The organism is Dethiosulfovibrio russensis (assembly GCF_021568855.1).
Lineage (GTDB): Bacteria > Synergistota > Synergistia > Synergistales > Dethiosulfovibrionaceae > Dethiosulfovibrio > Dethiosulfovibrio russensis.
In genome coordinates, this window is record NZ_JAKGUG010000001.1 from 63,473 (window position 1) to 79,359 (window position 15,887).

Genomic DNA, 15,887 nt, shown 5'->3' on the forward strand with positions numbered 1-15,887 from the left:
ATCATGGCGATCGTCGCTGGCATCGATATAGGGAACTCCACGACCGAGGTCGCCTTGGCGGAGGTTTCGGGGGACGGTAAGACCTTCTTAGCCTCCGCTCTGCATCCGACTACGGGACTCAAGGGAACGGTCCAGAACCTGAGAGGCATAAGATTGGCCCTGGAGAAGGCCATTGAAGCCGTTGGTTGGGATAGAGGGGATTTCGGCAAGGTGGACCTGATTCGGCTGAACGAGGCGGCTCCGGTCATAGGGGATGTCGCCATGGAGACGGTCACGGAGACGGTCATCACCGAGTCCACCATGATAGGTCATAACCCCTCGACTCCTGGAGGTCTCGGAATAGGCGTAGGGGTGACTGTGGCCTACGATGACCTGAGGAACCGAGCTAGCGGTGAATCGGTAGTCGTAGTCATCCCGGGCTCGGTCGATTTCGAGGCCGCATCGGAGACCGTAAACGAGGCCGTAGATAAAGGCTTGGATGTAAAAGCTCTGATATGTCAGAACGACGACGGGGTCCTGATATCCAACAGGCTGAGCCAGCCTCTCCCTATAGTGGACGAGGTCTCTGCGATAGACAAGATCCCTCTCGGTATGGACAGTTGCGTGGAGGTAGCCGGTCCCGGGAGGGTAATAGAGGTGCTTGCCAACCCCTACGATGTGGCCACCATCTTCGGTTTGTCTCCCGAAGAGACCAAACAGATAGTCCCTGTGACCAGAGCCTTGGTGGGAAATCGATCCGCGGTGGTCATAAGGACCCCCATGGGAGAGGTGAAGGAGAGGTCGATCCCTGCCGGAGAGATATCCATAGACTCGCCTAACGGCAGAAAAAACGTGGACGTCGAGGCCGGGGCTGAGGCCATAATGAACCTCCTCTCGATCTGTCACCCTATTACGGATATCTTCGGTCAGCCCGGCACCAACGTCGGAGGGATGATGGAGAGGGTCCGTACCACCATGGCGAAATTGACCGGGCTGTCGATAGCGGAGATCCACATACAGGACCTCCTGGCCGTCGATACCATGGTCCCTCAAAAGGTCGTAGGAGGTCTGGCCGGAGAGTTTTCTCAGGAGAACGGGGTGGCCCTGGCTGTCATGGTTAAGACCGCCAAGCTTCCGATGCAGGCGGTCGCAGAGGCCGTATCGGAGGACATAGGGATAAAGGTCGAGATAGGCGGGGTCGAGGCCGACATGGCTATCAGAGGCGCCTTGACGACCCCCGGAACCGATCGCCCTATCGCCATCCTCGATCTCGGAGCCGGCAGTTCCGACGCCTCTTTCATGAAGTACGACGGATCGGTCGAGCTGATCCATCTGGCAGGCGCGGGAAACATGGTCAACACCGTCATATGCAGCGAGTTGGGGATCGAAGATCCCGAGCTGGCCGAGTCGATAAAGAGATATCCGCTGTGTAAGGTGGAAAGCGCCTATCACGTCAGGCAGGAGGACGGCACGGTCCGCTTTTTCGATAGACCTCTTGCTCCTGACCTTTTCGGGAGAGTCGCTCTGGCTATATCGGACGATATCCTACAGCCCATTCCTCTCAGAGTCTCCATGGAAAAGGTGCGGATGGCCAGGAGAAAGGCCAAGAAAGAGGTCTTCGTGACCAATGCCTTGAGGGCGTTGGAGCATGTGGCTCCCGCCGGGAACGTAAGGATGATAGATCACGTGGTCCTGGTGGGTGGATCGGCCAAGGATTTCGAGATCCCCACCATGATAACCGATGCCCTGGCCCGATATGGAGTGGTCTCAGGTAGAGGTAACGTTCGAGGTTCGGAAGGTCCGAGAAACGCCGTCGCCACCGGACTGGTTCTCTCATATGGAGGTACGTCATGACGTCCTGTTTGAGGATAGACGAGGACGACAGGCCTGCGATCCACCTTTACGTGTCTCCCGAGACGGAGGATTCTGCCGTCTCTCTGGTGGCGGCCGGAGCGGAAGAGGAGGGAATACCCCTCCGTTGGATATTCGGAAAAGGATCGGCCTCGGATCTAGCCAAAGAGGGCAGTTTGTCATCTCCCCTTCAGGTAGGAGCGGGGCTGGATTCTCAGGGAATAGCGGTGACCTTCGCCACCTACAGAGAGCGGGGAGCTTATCTGGAGGAGAGTTTCGAGGAGTTCGATAGGTCGCTGCTACTTCGATGGCTTGGGCAGGCCGCGGCTAGATTCGTGAAAAAAGAGCCTCTGCCGGAGTGGAGATGCAGGTCGAACCAGGAATCGGACCGATCCGGCGAGGATGGAATTGAAGCCATTGTGGCTCAGGTATTGAAGAGCCTTAAGAGGACGGAGGCGATGCACCGATGAACGAACCTAGAACGGCCATGGGTTTTATCGAGACCGTCGGTCTCGTTGCGGCCATCGCTGCGGCCGACGGGGCCCTTAAGAGCGCCAATGTGAAATTAATCGGCAGAGAGAATTCCAGAGGAGACGGTATGGTCACGGTAAAGATCGCTGGAGACGTCGGAGCGGTCAAGGCGGCCATATCGGCAGCGAAGGCTGCGGTAAAGCCCTTCGGAACTGTGGTGTCCGCTCAGGTGATCCCTCGTCCCGCTGTCGGGTTCGGGCCGGTGATGGCCTATAACGACGATACCGAATCGGCGGCGGACTGGCTCTTTGAGGCGGCTCCCGGTGAAACTACCGGAAAGGTCGTGACGGTCGAGGGAACTCCCTCTATAGGGAAAAAAGACCGATGGGAGGCGGACATGGAAAACGTCTCTCAAGGAAGGACGAAAGGACGCAGAAAGGCGAGTACCCGTAAGAGGTCGAGCTCGTCCAAAGAAGTATCCGAGGAAAAACAATCGAGTAAATCCGGCGGAAGAAGGCGCAGGAAAACCTCTCCCAACAAGGGGACTGCGAAGACCGACGTACCCGATTCTATCGAAGATGGAACGGAAGAAAAGAAGGTCGAGATAAAAAAAGTCGAGGGATCGCCAGAGATGAAGACTAATTCTGATTCTGAGAAGAAATCCAAGACGGAAGTCGGTAAGCCTCGTAAAACGGAGAGCGAGAAAATCCAGGAGAAACCCTCCGACGATGCCTCCGGGCCCGTCGAAGGATAAGTTTGAAAACGGGAGGAATCGTTATGGGACAGGAAGCATTGGGATTGATCGAGACTAGAGGGCTCGTAGCAGCTATAGAGGGAGCGGACGCGATGGTCAAGGCAGCCAACGTCGCACTAATAGGCCAGAGGCTCAGCGGAGCCGGATTGGTGACCGTAATGGTACGAGGCGATGTAGGAGCGGTAAAAGCCGCGGTGGATGCCGGATGTGCTGCAGCGAGCAGAATCGGAGAGGTCGTCTCCACTCACGTTATCCCTAGGCCCCACATGGATACGGAGAAGATCCTTCCAGTCGGAGGAGTAGATACCCTCTCCGCATCGAACGACTAGGCGGTGATGTGCGATGGCGATTTCGAAAGATCTGGTGGACAAAATAGTGAGCGAGATCCTCCAGAGCTTGCCCGAGTCGCGTGTCGAGCACGATCTGGCTCTCGTAGTGGCCGGGGTCAGCAATCGCCACGTTCATCTTTCTCGGAAGGACGGCGATAGACTTTTCGGTTCCGGCCACGAGCTTACGCCCATAAAGGATCTACGTCAGCCCGGACAGTTCGCCTGCAAGGAGACGGTTACCCTGGGCACTTCAGGAGGGGTTTTGGAATCGGTGCGTGTCCTTGGCCCCTACCGTAAGGCTACCCAGGTGGAGATCTCTGCGTCCGATGCCAGACGGCTCAGGATAAAGGCCCCCTTGGTAAAAAGCGGTGCCGACCTTCCCTGTGATCCCGTAACGCTAATTGGCCCCGCCGGTTCCATTACGGTCGAAGGAGGGGTGGGCATAGCCTGGAGACATCTGCATCTCACTCCTCTCAGAGCGGCGGAACTATCCCTGAAGGATGGGCAGGAAGTGTCGGTGGAGGTGCCGGGAGACAGAGGAATCGTTTTCAACCGCGTCTGGGTGAGGGTCAGCGATTCTATGGAGGTAGAGTTTCACGTGGATGTGGACGAAGCTAATTCCTGCGGTCTTTCCACCGGCGATATGGTCAGGGTGCTCGGATCATGACCTCTTGGCTTACCCCCGAACTCTCTCTTTGCGGACAGGTCTTTCGAGAAGGGACGGCAGAAGGAGAAAACCCCGGAAATATCTGTCTCGGCTTCGATCTGGGGACCACCAACATGGTATTGGTGGCCTTGGACGAGGAAGGCTTTCCGATAGGAGCGGTTATGGAGCCCTCTAAAGCCTCCGTCAGAGACGGAGTCGTGGTCGATTATCTCGAGGCGATCAGAGGAATGAAGGTCTGTCTCGACCGGCTTTCGAGGGGGATCCCCATCGACGAATCCGTTGCGGTGGGAGCCGCCGCCTATCCTCCTGGGATATCCCCTAAAACCGCCAAGGTCTGTGCCAACGTGGTGGAAGCTTTGGGATTTGAGTGTGGAGGGCTGTACGAGGAGCCCTCCGCCGCGGCAGAGGCGTTGGGCATGGCCGACGGTGTGATCGTCGACATAGGCGGAGGGACTACAGGCATATCCGTCGTGAGGGATGAAAAAGTGATCTTCTCCTCCGACGAACCTACTGGGGGTACCCATATGACACTTGTTCTGGCTGGAGCCTTGGGTGTCGATTTCGACAGGGCAGAAGAGGAAAAGAGAAAAAACAGGAACAGATATGCCCCTCTTTTGAAACCCGTACTCGAGAAGATGGCGACCATAGTCAGGGACGAACTGGAGAGATGTCCCGAGTCGGACGGACTTCCGGTAGTCCTGGTAGGGGGGGGAGCCGACATCGTCGGAGTGGAGGGCGTGATGGAACCGATAATAGGCCGTCCCGTATCCATGGCCCCCGAAAGTCTTTTGGTTACGCCGCTGGGGATCGCTCGTTCTCTTTGGAGGGACCGTTATGGATCTAAATAAAACGGTCGACATGGTACTGAAGAAGCTGTCGATTCCCAGAATAGGGGTCCTGTGGCATTCCAGATCCCGCTGGGAGGGCGATTGTGGCTTTGTGGACTGGGTCCATTATGTCGACGGAGGCCCGGGTCCTGCCGATCCTTGGTACGACCTGAATTCAATGGACAGACCGGAAAACGAGGGGTATTCCCTCGACGGCCTAATGGTCCTATCAGCTCCCCCCTCTCTTTTGAGGGAGTTGGTGACCTTTCCCGAGACCTCCGGTGGGAGGCTCATAGCCGGATGTCTGGGAAGAAATCTGCCGGTGGTGCTGGACGTCTCCTCTCTCAGGGGATGGAGCGCCTGGCAGGGCCCAATGGGAGAGAGGCTGGCGAGGGCCATGTCAGATTTGACTTTTTTGGGATGCTCTCTTGTCGGCTGGGGAACCGACTCGGTGAAAGACTCCGGTCTTACGGATAAAAGGGACGAGGGAGTCGCCTTGTCAGATCCCGGCTGGTACAGCTGGTCCGAGATAGCTTCGTCGGTGAGGCCTGGAGCGGTTTTGCATTTGGGGAGTGGCGTAAAACTTACCGATCAGGCCAAGGATAGGCTGTCTGCCATAGGCGTGACCCTGGAGGTGAGCCGACGTTGTTGAGCTACGAGCTTATAGTCAAGCCGTCAGATACGGCCAAGAGGATGATGTTAAGACGGGTCCCGTCCAGCGAGAAGAAAAGGATAGAGGCGGCTCGCTGGGGTGCTGTACTGCTTTTACAGGGACAGGTCGCAGAGCTCGTCGCTGCGGTGGACGACGGGGTCAAGAGGGCCCCAGTAGAGGCGGTGGAGATTTTGGGTAACTGTCCGCAACACATACAGACCGTCGCCCTTATCGGAGGGGTCTCCGAGTGTCGTGCGTCCCTCGACGGACTGAAGGAAGGGGGACGACTGAAATGAAATTGGGCAGGGTCGTAGGCAACGTGGTAGCTACCAGAAAAGACGATCGACTTATCGGACATAAACTGCTGATAGTTCGTCTCCTCTCCCCCAAGGGGGACGGCGATCTAGGTCCTTCCGTCAAGGGAGAAAACTTTATGGTCGCGGTCGATATGGTCGGTGCTGGCATAGGAGAGGATGTAATAGTCTGTTCCGGCAGCTCTGCCGCTAAATCCTCCGGCGTTCCGGATGCCCCTATCGACGGCGCTATAGTCGGTATCGTCGATTCTGCCGACGTGGACCCAAGAGAGGTCGGTTAGGTAGATGGGCAGACTCTACACTGGAGGAGGGGACGGAGGCACTACGTCCTTATTGGACGGGACCAGGGTTCAAAAAGACGACCCCCGAATAGATCTCAACGGAACCCTCGATGAAGCTCAGGCAGCCATAGGAATGGCCAGGAGCATGGCTCCCGGGAGGTTCTTATCCGATATGGAGGAGCTGGAACACACCCTTTTCCTCCTGATGGCCTACGTGGCTCGAGGAGATAGGGACATACCGTCGCCATCGGCCGATCTGTTTGAGAAAAAAATAGACGGACTCGAGAGCCTTTGGCCTCACGATAGATCTTTCGTCCGGCCGGGAAAGTCCCCTTCCGGTGCAGCGCTTCATCTGGCCCGCACCATAACCAGAAGAGCGGAGAGAGAGGCCCTGCCGCTGTTTCGTCGTCACCTGATCGACGAGGACTCGTACAGGCTGATAAACCGCCTGTCTGATTACATATTCGCTTTGGCCGTGGCATGCGACGAGGAATCCGTGGTCGAAGAGATCACCCGAAAGGTAATAAAGGAGTTGATAAGGATGTCCTGCAAAGAAGGCGAAGGTCGTCTCTCTCTAAAGACGGCTCTCGATCTTGTGTCAGCCGCGGAGGAGAAGGCGTCGCAGATTTCGGTTCCTATGGCTATCACCGTTTCGGACGAAAAGGGCCCTTTGGTCTTCAATAGGATGGACGGAGTTTTGCCGGTGAGCGTGGGATTAAGCGGCAAAAAGGCCAAGACTGCCCTGGGACTCCGTAAAACCACATCCGAGGTCTACGATCTGGTCCAGCCGGGAGCTCCGCTTTACGGTCTACAGTCCGATCCCGATCTGTGTTGTTTCGGCGGCGGTATCCCTTTGACCGATAAAGAGGGCAAGGTCGTCGGAGCCGTAGGGGTCAGCGGTGGATCCGTGGAAGAGGATATCGAGGTAGCGGAGGCTGCGGTGTCCCTTTGGAAAGAAAAGGAGGTTCGATGAAGCCGATGGATGAGAGGATGCTTCATGAACTCGTCTCTGCTGTAGTGAAAAGGATATCCTCCGAGGATGTCGTCAATGACGGCGGATTCTCTCCGGCCTTCGAGAAAGTAGACGATGCCGTCGAGATTTCCGTGAAGGCGCAGAGAAAGTGGCAGTTCGAATATTCACTGGACAAGAAGAAATTCATCATAGACTCTCTCAAAGCGGATCTTCTCCCTCAGGTGGAGGCTTTTTCGTCTCTGGCCTTGAAGGATACGGGCATGGGGAACCTGAAGGACAAGATAATGAAGAACCGTCTCGCCATAGAGAAGACCCCCGGCCCCGAGTTCATCCGTACCTCCTGCACCACCGGGGACGAAGGTCTGGTGCTGGAGGAGCACGCTCCATTCGGTGTGATCGCTTCGATAACTCCGTCCACCAATCCGACCGCCTCGGTCATAAATAACACTATCTGTATGCTCTCCGCCGGGAACAGCGTCGTGTTCGCCCCGCATCCCGGAGCTGCCGAGAGCAGCATCGATATGGTTCAGCGAGTACACGACTCCTTGATCTCCCACGGCGCTCCCGAGGGCATAATCACGGTGTTATCCCGCATCAGTATGGAGAACGTCGGAGCCCTCATGTCCCATCATGCGGTTCGTCTGGTATCGGCTACGGGGGGTCCCGGAGTCGTCAACGCAGCCCTTTCCTCCGGAAAGCCCGCCATAGGAGCCGGTCCTGGGAACCCTCCGGTGGTGGTGGATGAGACCGCTCACGTTGAACAGGCTGCCAAGGATATAGTGGCGGGGTGTTCCTTCGACAACAATCTTCCCTGTACATCCGAGAAGGCTCTGATAGTGGTCAACTGCGTCGCCGATCAGCTTAAGAGAAAGATGCTGGAGGAAGGTGCCTTCGAGCTGAAGGATCCTGCGAAGATAGAGGCTCTTAAAGAGGTGGCCCTCAACGAAAAAAGGACCGATCCCAACAGAAAGTTCGTAGGCAAAGACGCGGTGTGGATCTTGGAAAAAATCGGCATAAAGGCGCCTGGGAACGTCAGACTCATCCTCGTGGAATGCGAACTGGACGACCCCATAATCCAGGTCGAGATGCTGATGCCCGTCCTTGGGATGGTGAGAGTTCCCGATTTCGATGCAGCTCTCGAGGCTGCCATAAAAACGGAGCACGGTTTCAGGCATTCTGCCCTGATCCACAGCACCAACGTCGATCACATGAGCGTTATGGCCAAAGTCATGGAGACCACCATGTTCACTAAGAACGGTCCTTCCTTCTCTACCTTGGGGTTCGGAGGCGAGTGTCCCACTGCATTCACCATAGCAACCACTACCGGTCAGGGACCGACCACCCCCCTTTCGTTCTGTAGACTGCGCAGGTGTAACCTCCACGGTTCGTTCAGGATCGTCTGATCGGATGTGTCTCGAATGACTGCCCCCGATCTACTGAATAAGGTCTTTGCTGCCGGGGTCGTGGGAGCCGGAGGTGCCGGTTTTCCCACCCATGTCAAGCTCTCAGCCGACGGCGTACATACGTATCTGATAAACGGAGCGGAATGCGAGCCGCTATTGAGAAACAACATGGCCCTCTTCGACGAAAAAACGCCTTTTCTCGTCGAAACCGCCCATAAGGTCGGATCCATTCTTGGCGTCGAAAGGGTTACCTTCTGCGTGAAGAGAAAGCATGTCTCCCAGATAGACAAACTCAGGCTGGCCGGGGCCGATGTTTTCGAGATGGACGATTATTATCCGGCAGGCGACGAGATAATCATGATTCAGGAGGCCACTGGATTGACAGTTCCAGAAGGAGGCCTTCCTCTTCAGGTCGGAGTGGTGGTCAACAACGTGGAGACCTTGTACAACCTGGGGCGGGCCATGGAAGACTCTCCTGTCACCAGGACCTGGGTTACCGTCGGAGGTGCCGTCGCCAATCCCGGGGTCTGGTCGGTTCCGATAGGAACTATAGCATCGGAGCTTGTTGCCCTGGCCGGTGGGGAGACCATCTCGAATCCGGTCTACGTGGACGGGGGACCTATGACGGGAACCTACAGGAAGTCGGCGAAATTCCCTCTGGGCAAGAGGTCCAACGGGATACTGGTCGTCCCATCCGACTCGGCATTGGTTCGCTACGAGACCATGCCGGTGGAGACCATGGTCCGTCAGGCTCGGTACGCCTGTTGTCAATGTACCCAATGTACCATGGTTTGTTCCAGACACCTTATAGGTTACGAGCTGGAACCTCACAAGGTGATGAGAGCTATGGCTTATCCGGAGCAGAGGACCCCGGAGATACTGAAAATGGCTATGCTTTGTTCCGATTGCAATCTGTGCAGCGGCCTCCATGGCTGTCCTATGCAGTTGAGTCCCAGAAGGATCAATCAATTGCTGAAGGCCTCTTTCAGGGAGAAAAAGGTCAAGTTCTCCTTCGACAAAACCCTGGATGGACCGGACGAGAACAGACAGTATCGACTACTACCGAGCAAGCGGCTGGTAAGGCGTATAGGACTTGCCGGATGGGATGTAGATTGCCCCTTTATGGGCGAATACGTTCCTCTCCGTGTGGATATAGCGATGGGGCAGCATATAGGGGCTCCCTGTATCCCGATCGTCCAGGTAGGACAGGAGGTCTCGGAGGGGCAGACCATCGGCGTCGTGCCGGAAGGAGCGTTAGGGGCGCCGGTTCATTCGTCGGTTAACGGATCTGTGGAATCGGTTAGCGATAGCTCGGTGGTCATAAAAGCCAGGAAGGGGTGATGGGGTTGGTTTTCCGTGCCATTGGGGCCATCGAATTGATAAGCGTGGCGAAGGGCTTTTCGGTAGCTGACGGTATGGTCAAATCGGCGGACGTTAAGCTTCTGGCCGCCAGAACATTATGTCCGGGAAAGTTTATCGTCATAGTCGCCGGGCAGGTCGGGGCGGTCTCGAGTTCATTGGAGATGGGGCTGTCGATCGGAGGCGAGGCAGTTTCCGATTTCACGTCCATACCGAACGTCCATCCTGCCGTATTTCCAGCTCTTATGTGTTCTACCGAGTTGGATACGATGAAAGATCTAGGCGTGGTGGAGACCATGTCCGCCACTTCGGCGATAGAGGCCGCCGATGCCGCAGCCAAGGCGTCCAAGGTCAGCTTGATAGAGATAAGGATCGGTCAGGGAATGGGAGCCAAGGCTTTTCTGTCATTTTCAGGAGAGATTTCCGATGTCCGTTCCGCCTTGAAATCCGCCAGATCCGTTGTGGAGGACAGAGGACTCTTGGTAGATGCGGTCGTCATAAGCGCCCCTGACAGGCAGTTGAAAGACGCTATAAGGTAAGGTTTATGGCGATAGTTAAGGCCATAGAGAGGTAGCTTTCGTAGGATAGGATGTCTGACAGCCCTGGATATCGGGCTACAGTATATTGTATAATTAGATTGATCGAAAGATAACGAGGGGAGGTAATTTAAGTGCAGAAAATACTTATCGCTCCCGGTAGGTACGTCCAGGGAGCCGGCGCTTGCTCGCAGTCCGGTGCTCAGGTGGCAAAGCTTGGAAAGAAGGCTTTGGTCATAGGGGGCAAGAGAGGACTAGGGGCAGTCGAGAAGACCATGAAGGAGAGTTTCGAGGCCAACGGAGTGGCTTTCATCAAGGAGTCCTTCGGTGGAGAGTGTTGTTTCAAGGAAATCGACAGGGTAGCTTCCGTAGCCAAGGATAAAGGTGCCGATTTCATCGTCAGCGTGGGAGGCGGCAAGGCCCACGATACGGGTAAGATGGCCGCTTTCAAGCTGGGGATCCCGGTGGTTGTGGTTCCCACCATAGCGGCTACCGATGCTCCATGCAGCGCTCTATCCGTGGTATATTCCGAGGAAGGTGTCTTCGAGAGTTATGAGTTTCCACCCAGTCCCGATATGGTCATAGTCGATACGGAGATAGTGGCTAAGGCTCCGACCCGTCTTTTGGTCTCCGGGATGGGAGATGCTCTGGCCACGTGGTTCGAGGCCGAGGCCTGTTACAAGACCAGAGCTTCCAATATGCCCGGAGGAGCCGCTACGGAGGCGGCCATGGCCCTGGCTAGGCTCTGTTACGATCAGTTGCTTGAGTATGGCTACGAGGCTAAGCTGGCTTGCGATGCCGATATCGTGACTCCAGCCTTGGAACGAATCGTCGAGGCCAATACACTGCTTTCCGGTATGGGGTTCGAGAGTGGAGGGCTGGCGGCTGCTCACGCTATCCATAACGGAATGACTGCGATAGAGGAGATGCACCAGATGTATCACGGAGAGAAGGTCGCCTTCGGAACCCTTACTCAGCTGGTCCTTCAGGATTCCCCCAGAGAGATTCTGGAGGATGTGCTGGATTTCTGCACCTCCGTAGGGCTCCCGATCACTCTGGGCCAGCTTGGATTGAAGGACCCCACTCCCGAAAAGATAATGGCGGCTGCCGAGATGGCTACTTCCGAAGGGGAGACGATACACAACCAACCCTGCAAGGTTACCGCATCCGATGTCGCCAACGCCATGATAGCCGCCGATGCCCTTGGGCGCAGCTGGCTTGCCCTGGATAAACCCTGACCCCAACCCCCTCGGGGTACGACCACATATCCTAATATGGAAGACGGGCAGCGTTTTTCGCTGCCCGTCTTCTCAGTCGGATAAAGTGTATTTGCATCGGAACGAGAGGAAAAGGTCCAGGTAGTCCTCTAGATATCTCGTCATGAGGAAGTTCTTTCTGACCTTTTCTTTGCCCTTTTCGCCCATGGAATTTCTGAGTTTTTCGTCCCTCAGAAGCTTGATTATCCTGTCGGAGGCCTGATCGACCGTGTCTACCAGATAGCCGTTGACTCCGTCGTCTATCTGGTGTCTTATGCCACCTACGTTGCCGCCTATCACGGGAGTTCCCTTCCACATGGCCTCGGTGACGGTAAGTCCGAATCCCTCCCTCAGGGATTTCTGGACCACGACGGCCGCTTTGCTCTGTACGGCGTTGACTAGTGCGGTGTCCTCGACGCTCAGCAGGACTATCCTGTCGTCTTTATGGTCCAGAAGGGAGGTGTAGAGCTCCATACCCTCAGGGTCGTCCGTGGCGGTATTTCCCAAAAGAACCAGGGTCGCTCCTTCCTCTTTTCGTACTTTCTCGAAGGCTTTTATGACCCCTTGGGGATCCTTCCATCGATCGAACCTGGATACCTGTGCCACTATAGGGAGATCCCTAGGTATTCCGTAGTGGTCCAGTCTTTCGTCGATTTCCTCCTCCGTCATAACCCGGTTTTTTATGGAAAAGGGATCTATGGCCGGCTTTATGAACCTTAGAGGAGTGTCTAGTTCCTGTCGATACTCGGGAAGGGATACCACCGCTCCGTCGTATTTCTCTATGGTCGGTCTGAGGTATCTCCACAGTTCTCCGTTGGGGTGGGACAGATCGACATGGCAGACCCATATCCAGGGACCTCTCTTTCTGTAATGGTGTATGAGAGGTAGAGGTTGAGGGTCGTGGACTACCACGAAATCGTGTTCCAGGTGCATTCGGACCGAGTTTTGCTCCACGACCGACTCGTAGATCTCGTCTTTCCTGTCGCTTAGGTTGATCTCTGCACCCTGAAGGGCATTATGCATCTTTTTGGTTACCCCGAAGAAGTCCGGGGATCCTACTATAACTCGCCATCCCGTCTCTATCCCGGCGTTGTTCATCAGGACGGTCATTGCGTTCAGCAGCTCCGCCACTCCTCCTCCATAGTATGTGGAGTTTATGTGAACGACTTTTCTTCCGCGAAGTTTCTCCGCTTTCGCCGCTATACGTTCCGTAGCCTCCGATCCGATGTACTGTTCGTAGTCCTCTATGGATGGTAAATTAGGATATATTTTCATTTTTTTTGCCTCCTCGGCTTTGTGTCAATTTCGTTGCTGGATTCCGGTGATAGAGGGAAGTTCCCTGTAGGGCCAGTCTTTTAACCCCGTGCCGTAGGATGCCTTTAGGAATTTATCGGTCCACCAGAATATGTCCTGCCTCTTGACGATCCTTCTGAGCTTGGACATCCTGTGTCTCTTTTCGTTTTCGTCCATGGAAAAGGCCCTTTCCATGGCATCGGCGGTCTGCTCGTCACTGTAGGGATTTATCAAGAGGGCGCCGTCCTTGAACTGTCTTGCGGCTCCTGCGAATTCGCTGAGGATCACGGTTCCCCGGTTGTCCCAGTGGGAGGCGCAATACTCCTTGCACACCAGGTTCATGCCGTCCTGGACGGAGGTCACTACGATGGCGTCGGAGGCGGAGTAGAGGGAGACAAGGTCGTTTCTCTCCATAGGACGATAGCGGTATACGACGGGAGTCCAGTCGAGAGTAGCGAACTCTCCGTTTATCCGGCTGACCAGAAGTTCTATCTCGGTCTTGAGCTCTTTATACTCGGAGATCTCCTCTCTGCTGGGTATCACTATCTGATACAGAACGACTTTTTCCCTGAGGGAAGGGGTCCTGCGCAACATCAACTCGAAAGCCCTGAGTTTGTTGGGTAGACCTTTGGTGTAGTCGAGTCTGTCCACCCCCAGAAACAGAAAACGGTTCCCAAGTTCTTTCTTGAGGTGTCCCATCCTCTCTACTGACTCGGGGCCTTTCGACATATCGGAGAACTCCCTGAAGTCTATCCCGATCGGGAGGGCTCCTGTCAGGACTCTTTTACCCATGGAGTGGAGCTCCACTATTCGACCGTGTCCTCTCTGTTTGGTGCTGCGATCCAGCTGGCGTAGACATTCGGAGAAGTGCCTTCTATCTCTGGGAGTCTGGAACCCTATCAATCTGTAGGACATCATGGCAGAGAGGATTTCCTCTCTCCAGGGAAGTTTGAAGAATATATCCGGCGAGGGAAAGGGTATGTGGAGGAAAAATCCTGTCGATCGGTTAAGTCCCAGTCGGGATAGTCTGTCTCCGAGGGGTATCAGTTGATAGTCGTGGATCCAGATGAAGTCGTTAGGCGCGGTGTGTTTGGCGAGGACCTTGGCGAATTTATCGTTTACCGATATGAAGGATCGGTAGAATCTGTTCTCGAAGCAGCATCTACTCTGTAGCCCATGGAACAGCGGCCATAATATGGCGTTGGAAAACCCGTAATAGTGGCTGTCTACGTCTTTCTCGGACAGTATCACCGGGGTGAGACGGAATCCCCATTCCTCGGATAGGGGGCCTAGAAGGTTTCGTATAGCTCCCAGAGGGGCCGGTTCCCTGTTTCCGGGCCATCCGACCCAGAGCCCTCCACGATGCCTCAGCAACGGGCTCAGAGCGGTAACCAATCCTCCCGAACCGGGTTTGCCCTCCCAGACTCCCTTGGAGTGGTTGAGCTTTACCGGGAGTCTGTTGGAGACTACTACCAATCGGCGATTTTTTCCCTCTATATCCATTACAGGTCACCTCCTGTAACCTTTGAGCTTTTTCTCCAGAGTCTTGAAAAAGGCCAGGACTTCCTCCGGCGGATGGAGTCGGATAGCCGCTTCTGTGTCTTTCTCTCTGTCGGAGACCAGTATGGAAAGTCCTCTCCCCGACAGGGAGCGAAAAGCGTCCTCGTCGGTTTTATCGTCTCCCAAGTAGCACGCCGGTCTGTGTGGAAATTTGTTCAGTATCGATGACACAGCGTTTCCCTTATCCTTACCTCTCTGCTTGGCTTCGAAGCCTCCGTCGAAACGGTCTATGATCCAGCTATCGATGGGGAGAGCCTTTCTCCACAGGGAAACCACTTCCATGGCTTTATCCCGCGATTTTTCGTCGATATTTCGCAGGTGGATGGCGATGGCCGTGGTTTTTTTCTCCACGGCTTTCGCTGGTAGCCCCTTAGTCAATCTCTCCAGTGTGTTCAGGGTTTTCGAGTCCGGGGATATCAAGGTCCGTCTCTCTCCGTTTGATGAGAGATGGACGGATCCGTGCTCTCCGTATATATCTATAGGACGTTGTATGGAGAGGAGTTTCTTCACCTCTTCGGGGTCCCTTCCGGTGATTACGACTACCGGACAGGCAAGGGCCTCCAGAGTCTCCACCACTCCCGGCCAGGGTTCTGCCTTGTCTCTGTCGGATACGAAAGGGGCTAGAGTGCCGTCGTAATCGGTCATCACCAGGCAATTTCGGGTTATATCCATGGATAAGTAGAAGTTTTCGAGATGGTCGGGGCTTTTTTTCAGTTGGCATCCTTCCTTTCATGTACAATCTCATGTGTATTGCCTATAAGGGTGAAGGTCGAAACGTGTTTAATTATATATCGTTTTGGGATTTTATGCAATTCATATGCAACTCGTGAGGTGAGATCATGGATCTATCGGGACTTCACAGACTGTGTCGTCGAGACAAAAGGGGAGACTACGTTATGGATAGGGTAAAGGCGGCGGAGGAGCTCGGCTCCCTGCCTGGCCGTCTTTCCCTGGAGGGGCTTCTGGAGAGGATGAGAGGCTGGTGTCTCTCTATGGGCATCAGGAGAGACGGCGATAGTTTTTCATTCAACGATGTTCACGAAGGACTGCCTTTCTCCGGATCTGCGACCCGTTTTCAGGACGAGCTCAGCGTTCTTCTGGTCGTCCCCGGGAGAGGTCGTCAGAGATACCGTATTCCCGGTCTCTGGGGGGATTATCGTTGGTCCGTCTGTTATCAGGAACCGTTGTTGGCCGAGTGGAGAAGCTACCCCAGCGGCGAGAGATGGTGGGGAGCGGTGGGACGGGACTCTTGCGACGAGACCGAAGCCAGAGAGAGGTTTCGCTGGCTTTCCAGCCGTAGACAGATCCATCGGGCCCGGTTGATTCACGACGGTAAAATAGTGGATGAGTATGTCTCCACAAAAGGACAAAGGTGAAACTTT

Annotated in this window: 18 protein-coding genes; 15 read left to right on the top strand and 3 right to left on the bottom strand. The window is 55.2% G+C overall.

Features of this window, described 5'->3' with window-relative positions; genetic code table 11:
* Nucleotides 1–3: 3 nt before the first annotated feature.
* The 14 genes from L2W48_RS00350 to L2W48_RS00415 all read left to right on the top strand — a co-directional run bounded on the left by L2W48_RS00350 (nucleotide 4) and on the right by L2W48_RS00415 (nucleotide 11,634).
* The gene (locus L2W48_RS00350) at nucleotides 4–1,833 is read left to right on the top strand and encodes a diol dehydratase reactivase subunit alpha (RefSeq protein WP_236097599.1); all 1,830 of its coding nucleotides are present in this window, start codon (nucleotides 4–6) and stop codon (nucleotides 1,831–1,833) included.
* Nucleotides 1,830–2,300 (top strand): glycerol dehydratase reactivase beta/small subunit family protein, encoded by a 471-nt coding sequence (locus L2W48_RS00355; protein WP_236097600.1) that lies wholly within the window; start codon nucleotides 1,830–1,832, stop codon nucleotides 2,298–2,300. Before L2W48_RS00350 ends, L2W48_RS00355 begins: the two co-directional genes overlap by 4 nt.
* The gene (locus L2W48_RS13065) at nucleotides 2,297–3,055 is read left to right on the top strand and encodes a BMC domain-containing protein (RefSeq protein WP_329604256.1); all 759 of its coding nucleotides are present in this window, start codon (nucleotides 2,297–2,299) and stop codon (nucleotides 3,053–3,055) included. Before L2W48_RS00355 ends, L2W48_RS13065 begins: the two co-directional genes overlap by 4 nt.
* Before the next feature lie 23 nt (nucleotides 3,056–3,078).
* Entirely contained in the window at nucleotides 3,079–3,384 is a 306-nt protein-coding gene (locus tag L2W48_RS00365) for a BMC domain-containing protein (RefSeq protein ID WP_236097601.1), read from the top strand.
* 13 nt (nucleotides 3,385–3,397) lie between these two features.
* On the top strand, nucleotides 3,398–4,051 hold the full coding sequence (locus tag L2W48_RS00370) for a PduL/EutD family phosphate acyltransferase (protein WP_236097602.1): 654 nt from the start codon (nucleotides 3,398–3,400) through the stop codon (nucleotides 4,049–4,051).
* On the top strand, nucleotides 4,048–4,899 hold the full coding sequence (gene eutJ, locus L2W48_RS00375; protein ID WP_236097603.1) for an ethanolamine utilization protein EutJ: 852 nt from the start codon (nucleotides 4,048–4,050) through the stop codon (nucleotides 4,897–4,899). Before L2W48_RS00370 ends, eutJ begins: the two co-directional genes overlap by 4 nt.
* Nucleotides 4,886–5,530, top strand: a complete 645-nt coding sequence (locus tag L2W48_RS00380) for a hypothetical protein (protein ID WP_236097604.1) — start codon at nucleotides 4,886–4,888, stop codon at nucleotides 5,528–5,530. The genes eutJ and L2W48_RS00380 overlap by 14 nt, the downstream gene beginning before the upstream one ends.
* Nucleotides 5,524–5,826, top strand: coding sequence for a hypothetical protein (locus tag L2W48_RS00385; RefSeq protein WP_236114894.1), 303 nt, complete (start codon nucleotides 5,524–5,526; stop codon nucleotides 5,824–5,826). The genes L2W48_RS00380 and L2W48_RS00385 overlap by 7 nt, the downstream gene beginning before the upstream one ends.
* Complete coding sequence (locus L2W48_RS00390; RefSeq protein ID WP_236097606.1) at nucleotides 5,823–6,125, top strand: EutN/CcmL family microcompartment protein; 303 nt, start codon at nucleotides 5,823–5,825, stop codon at nucleotides 6,123–6,125. Before L2W48_RS00385 ends, L2W48_RS00390 begins: the two co-directional genes overlap by 4 nt.
* 4 nt (nucleotides 6,126–6,129) lie before the next feature.
* Entirely contained in the window at nucleotides 6,130–7,098 is a 969-nt protein-coding gene (locus L2W48_RS00395; protein WP_236097607.1) for a cob(I)yrinic acid a,c-diamide adenosyltransferase, read from the top strand.
* Complete coding sequence (locus tag L2W48_RS00400) at nucleotides 7,095–8,501, top strand: aldehyde dehydrogenase family protein (RefSeq protein ID WP_236097608.1); 1,407 nt, start codon at nucleotides 7,095–7,097, stop codon at nucleotides 8,499–8,501. Before L2W48_RS00395 ends, L2W48_RS00400 begins: the two co-directional genes overlap by 4 nt.
* A 15-nt stretch (nucleotides 8,502–8,516) precedes the next feature.
* Nucleotides 8,517–9,842, top strand: coding sequence for a 4Fe-4S dicluster domain-containing protein (locus L2W48_RS00405; protein ID WP_236097609.1), 1,326 nt, complete (start codon nucleotides 8,517–8,519; stop codon nucleotides 9,840–9,842).
* Nucleotides 9,842–10,399: a BMC domain-containing protein gene (locus L2W48_RS00410; RefSeq protein ID WP_236097610.1), complete on the top strand. Its 558-nt coding sequence runs from the start codon at nucleotides 9,842–9,844 to the stop codon at nucleotides 10,397–10,399. The genes L2W48_RS00405 and L2W48_RS00410 overlap by 1 nt, the downstream gene beginning before the upstream one ends.
* A gap of 131 nt (nucleotides 10,400–10,530) precedes the next feature.
* Complete coding sequence (locus tag L2W48_RS00415; RefSeq protein WP_236097611.1) at nucleotides 10,531–11,634, top strand: glycerol dehydrogenase; 1,104 nt, start codon at nucleotides 10,531–10,533, stop codon at nucleotides 11,632–11,634.
* A gap of 72 nt (nucleotides 11,635–11,706) precedes the next feature.
* On the opposite strand, the gene L2W48_RS00420 is transcribed toward L2W48_RS00415, so the two are convergent.
* Genes L2W48_RS00420 through otsB form a run of 3 tightly spaced genes read right to left on the bottom strand, consistent with a single transcriptional unit; the run spans nucleotide 11,707 to nucleotide 15,177 of the window.
* Nucleotides 11,707–12,927 carry a glycosyltransferase gene (locus L2W48_RS00420; RefSeq protein WP_236097612.1) on the bottom strand — a complete coding sequence of 407 codons (1,221 nt, stop codon included), beginning with the start codon at nucleotides 12,925–12,927 and terminating at the stop codon, nucleotides 11,707–11,709.
* Nucleotides 12,928–12,951: 24 nt separating this feature from the next.
* Nucleotides 12,952–14,448 (bottom strand): alpha,alpha-trehalose-phosphate synthase (UDP-forming), encoded by a 1,497-nt coding sequence (locus L2W48_RS00425; protein WP_236097613.1) that lies wholly within the window; start codon nucleotides 14,446–14,448, stop codon nucleotides 12,952–12,954.
* Nucleotides 14,449–14,454: 6 nt separating this feature from the next.
* Nucleotides 14,455–15,177, bottom strand: a complete 723-nt coding sequence (otsB, locus tag L2W48_RS00430) for a trehalose-phosphatase (RefSeq protein ID WP_236097614.1) — start codon at nucleotides 15,175–15,177, stop codon at nucleotides 14,455–14,457.
* Between the two features lie 167 nt (nucleotides 15,178–15,344).
* Between otsB and L2W48_RS00435 the strand changes: the two genes are divergently transcribed.
* Nucleotides 15,345–15,881: a hypothetical protein gene (locus L2W48_RS00435; RefSeq protein ID WP_236097615.1), complete on the top strand. Its 537-nt coding sequence runs from the start codon at nucleotides 15,345–15,347 to the stop codon at nucleotides 15,879–15,881.
* The last annotated feature ends 6 nt before the right edge of the window (nucleotides 15,882–15,887 follow it).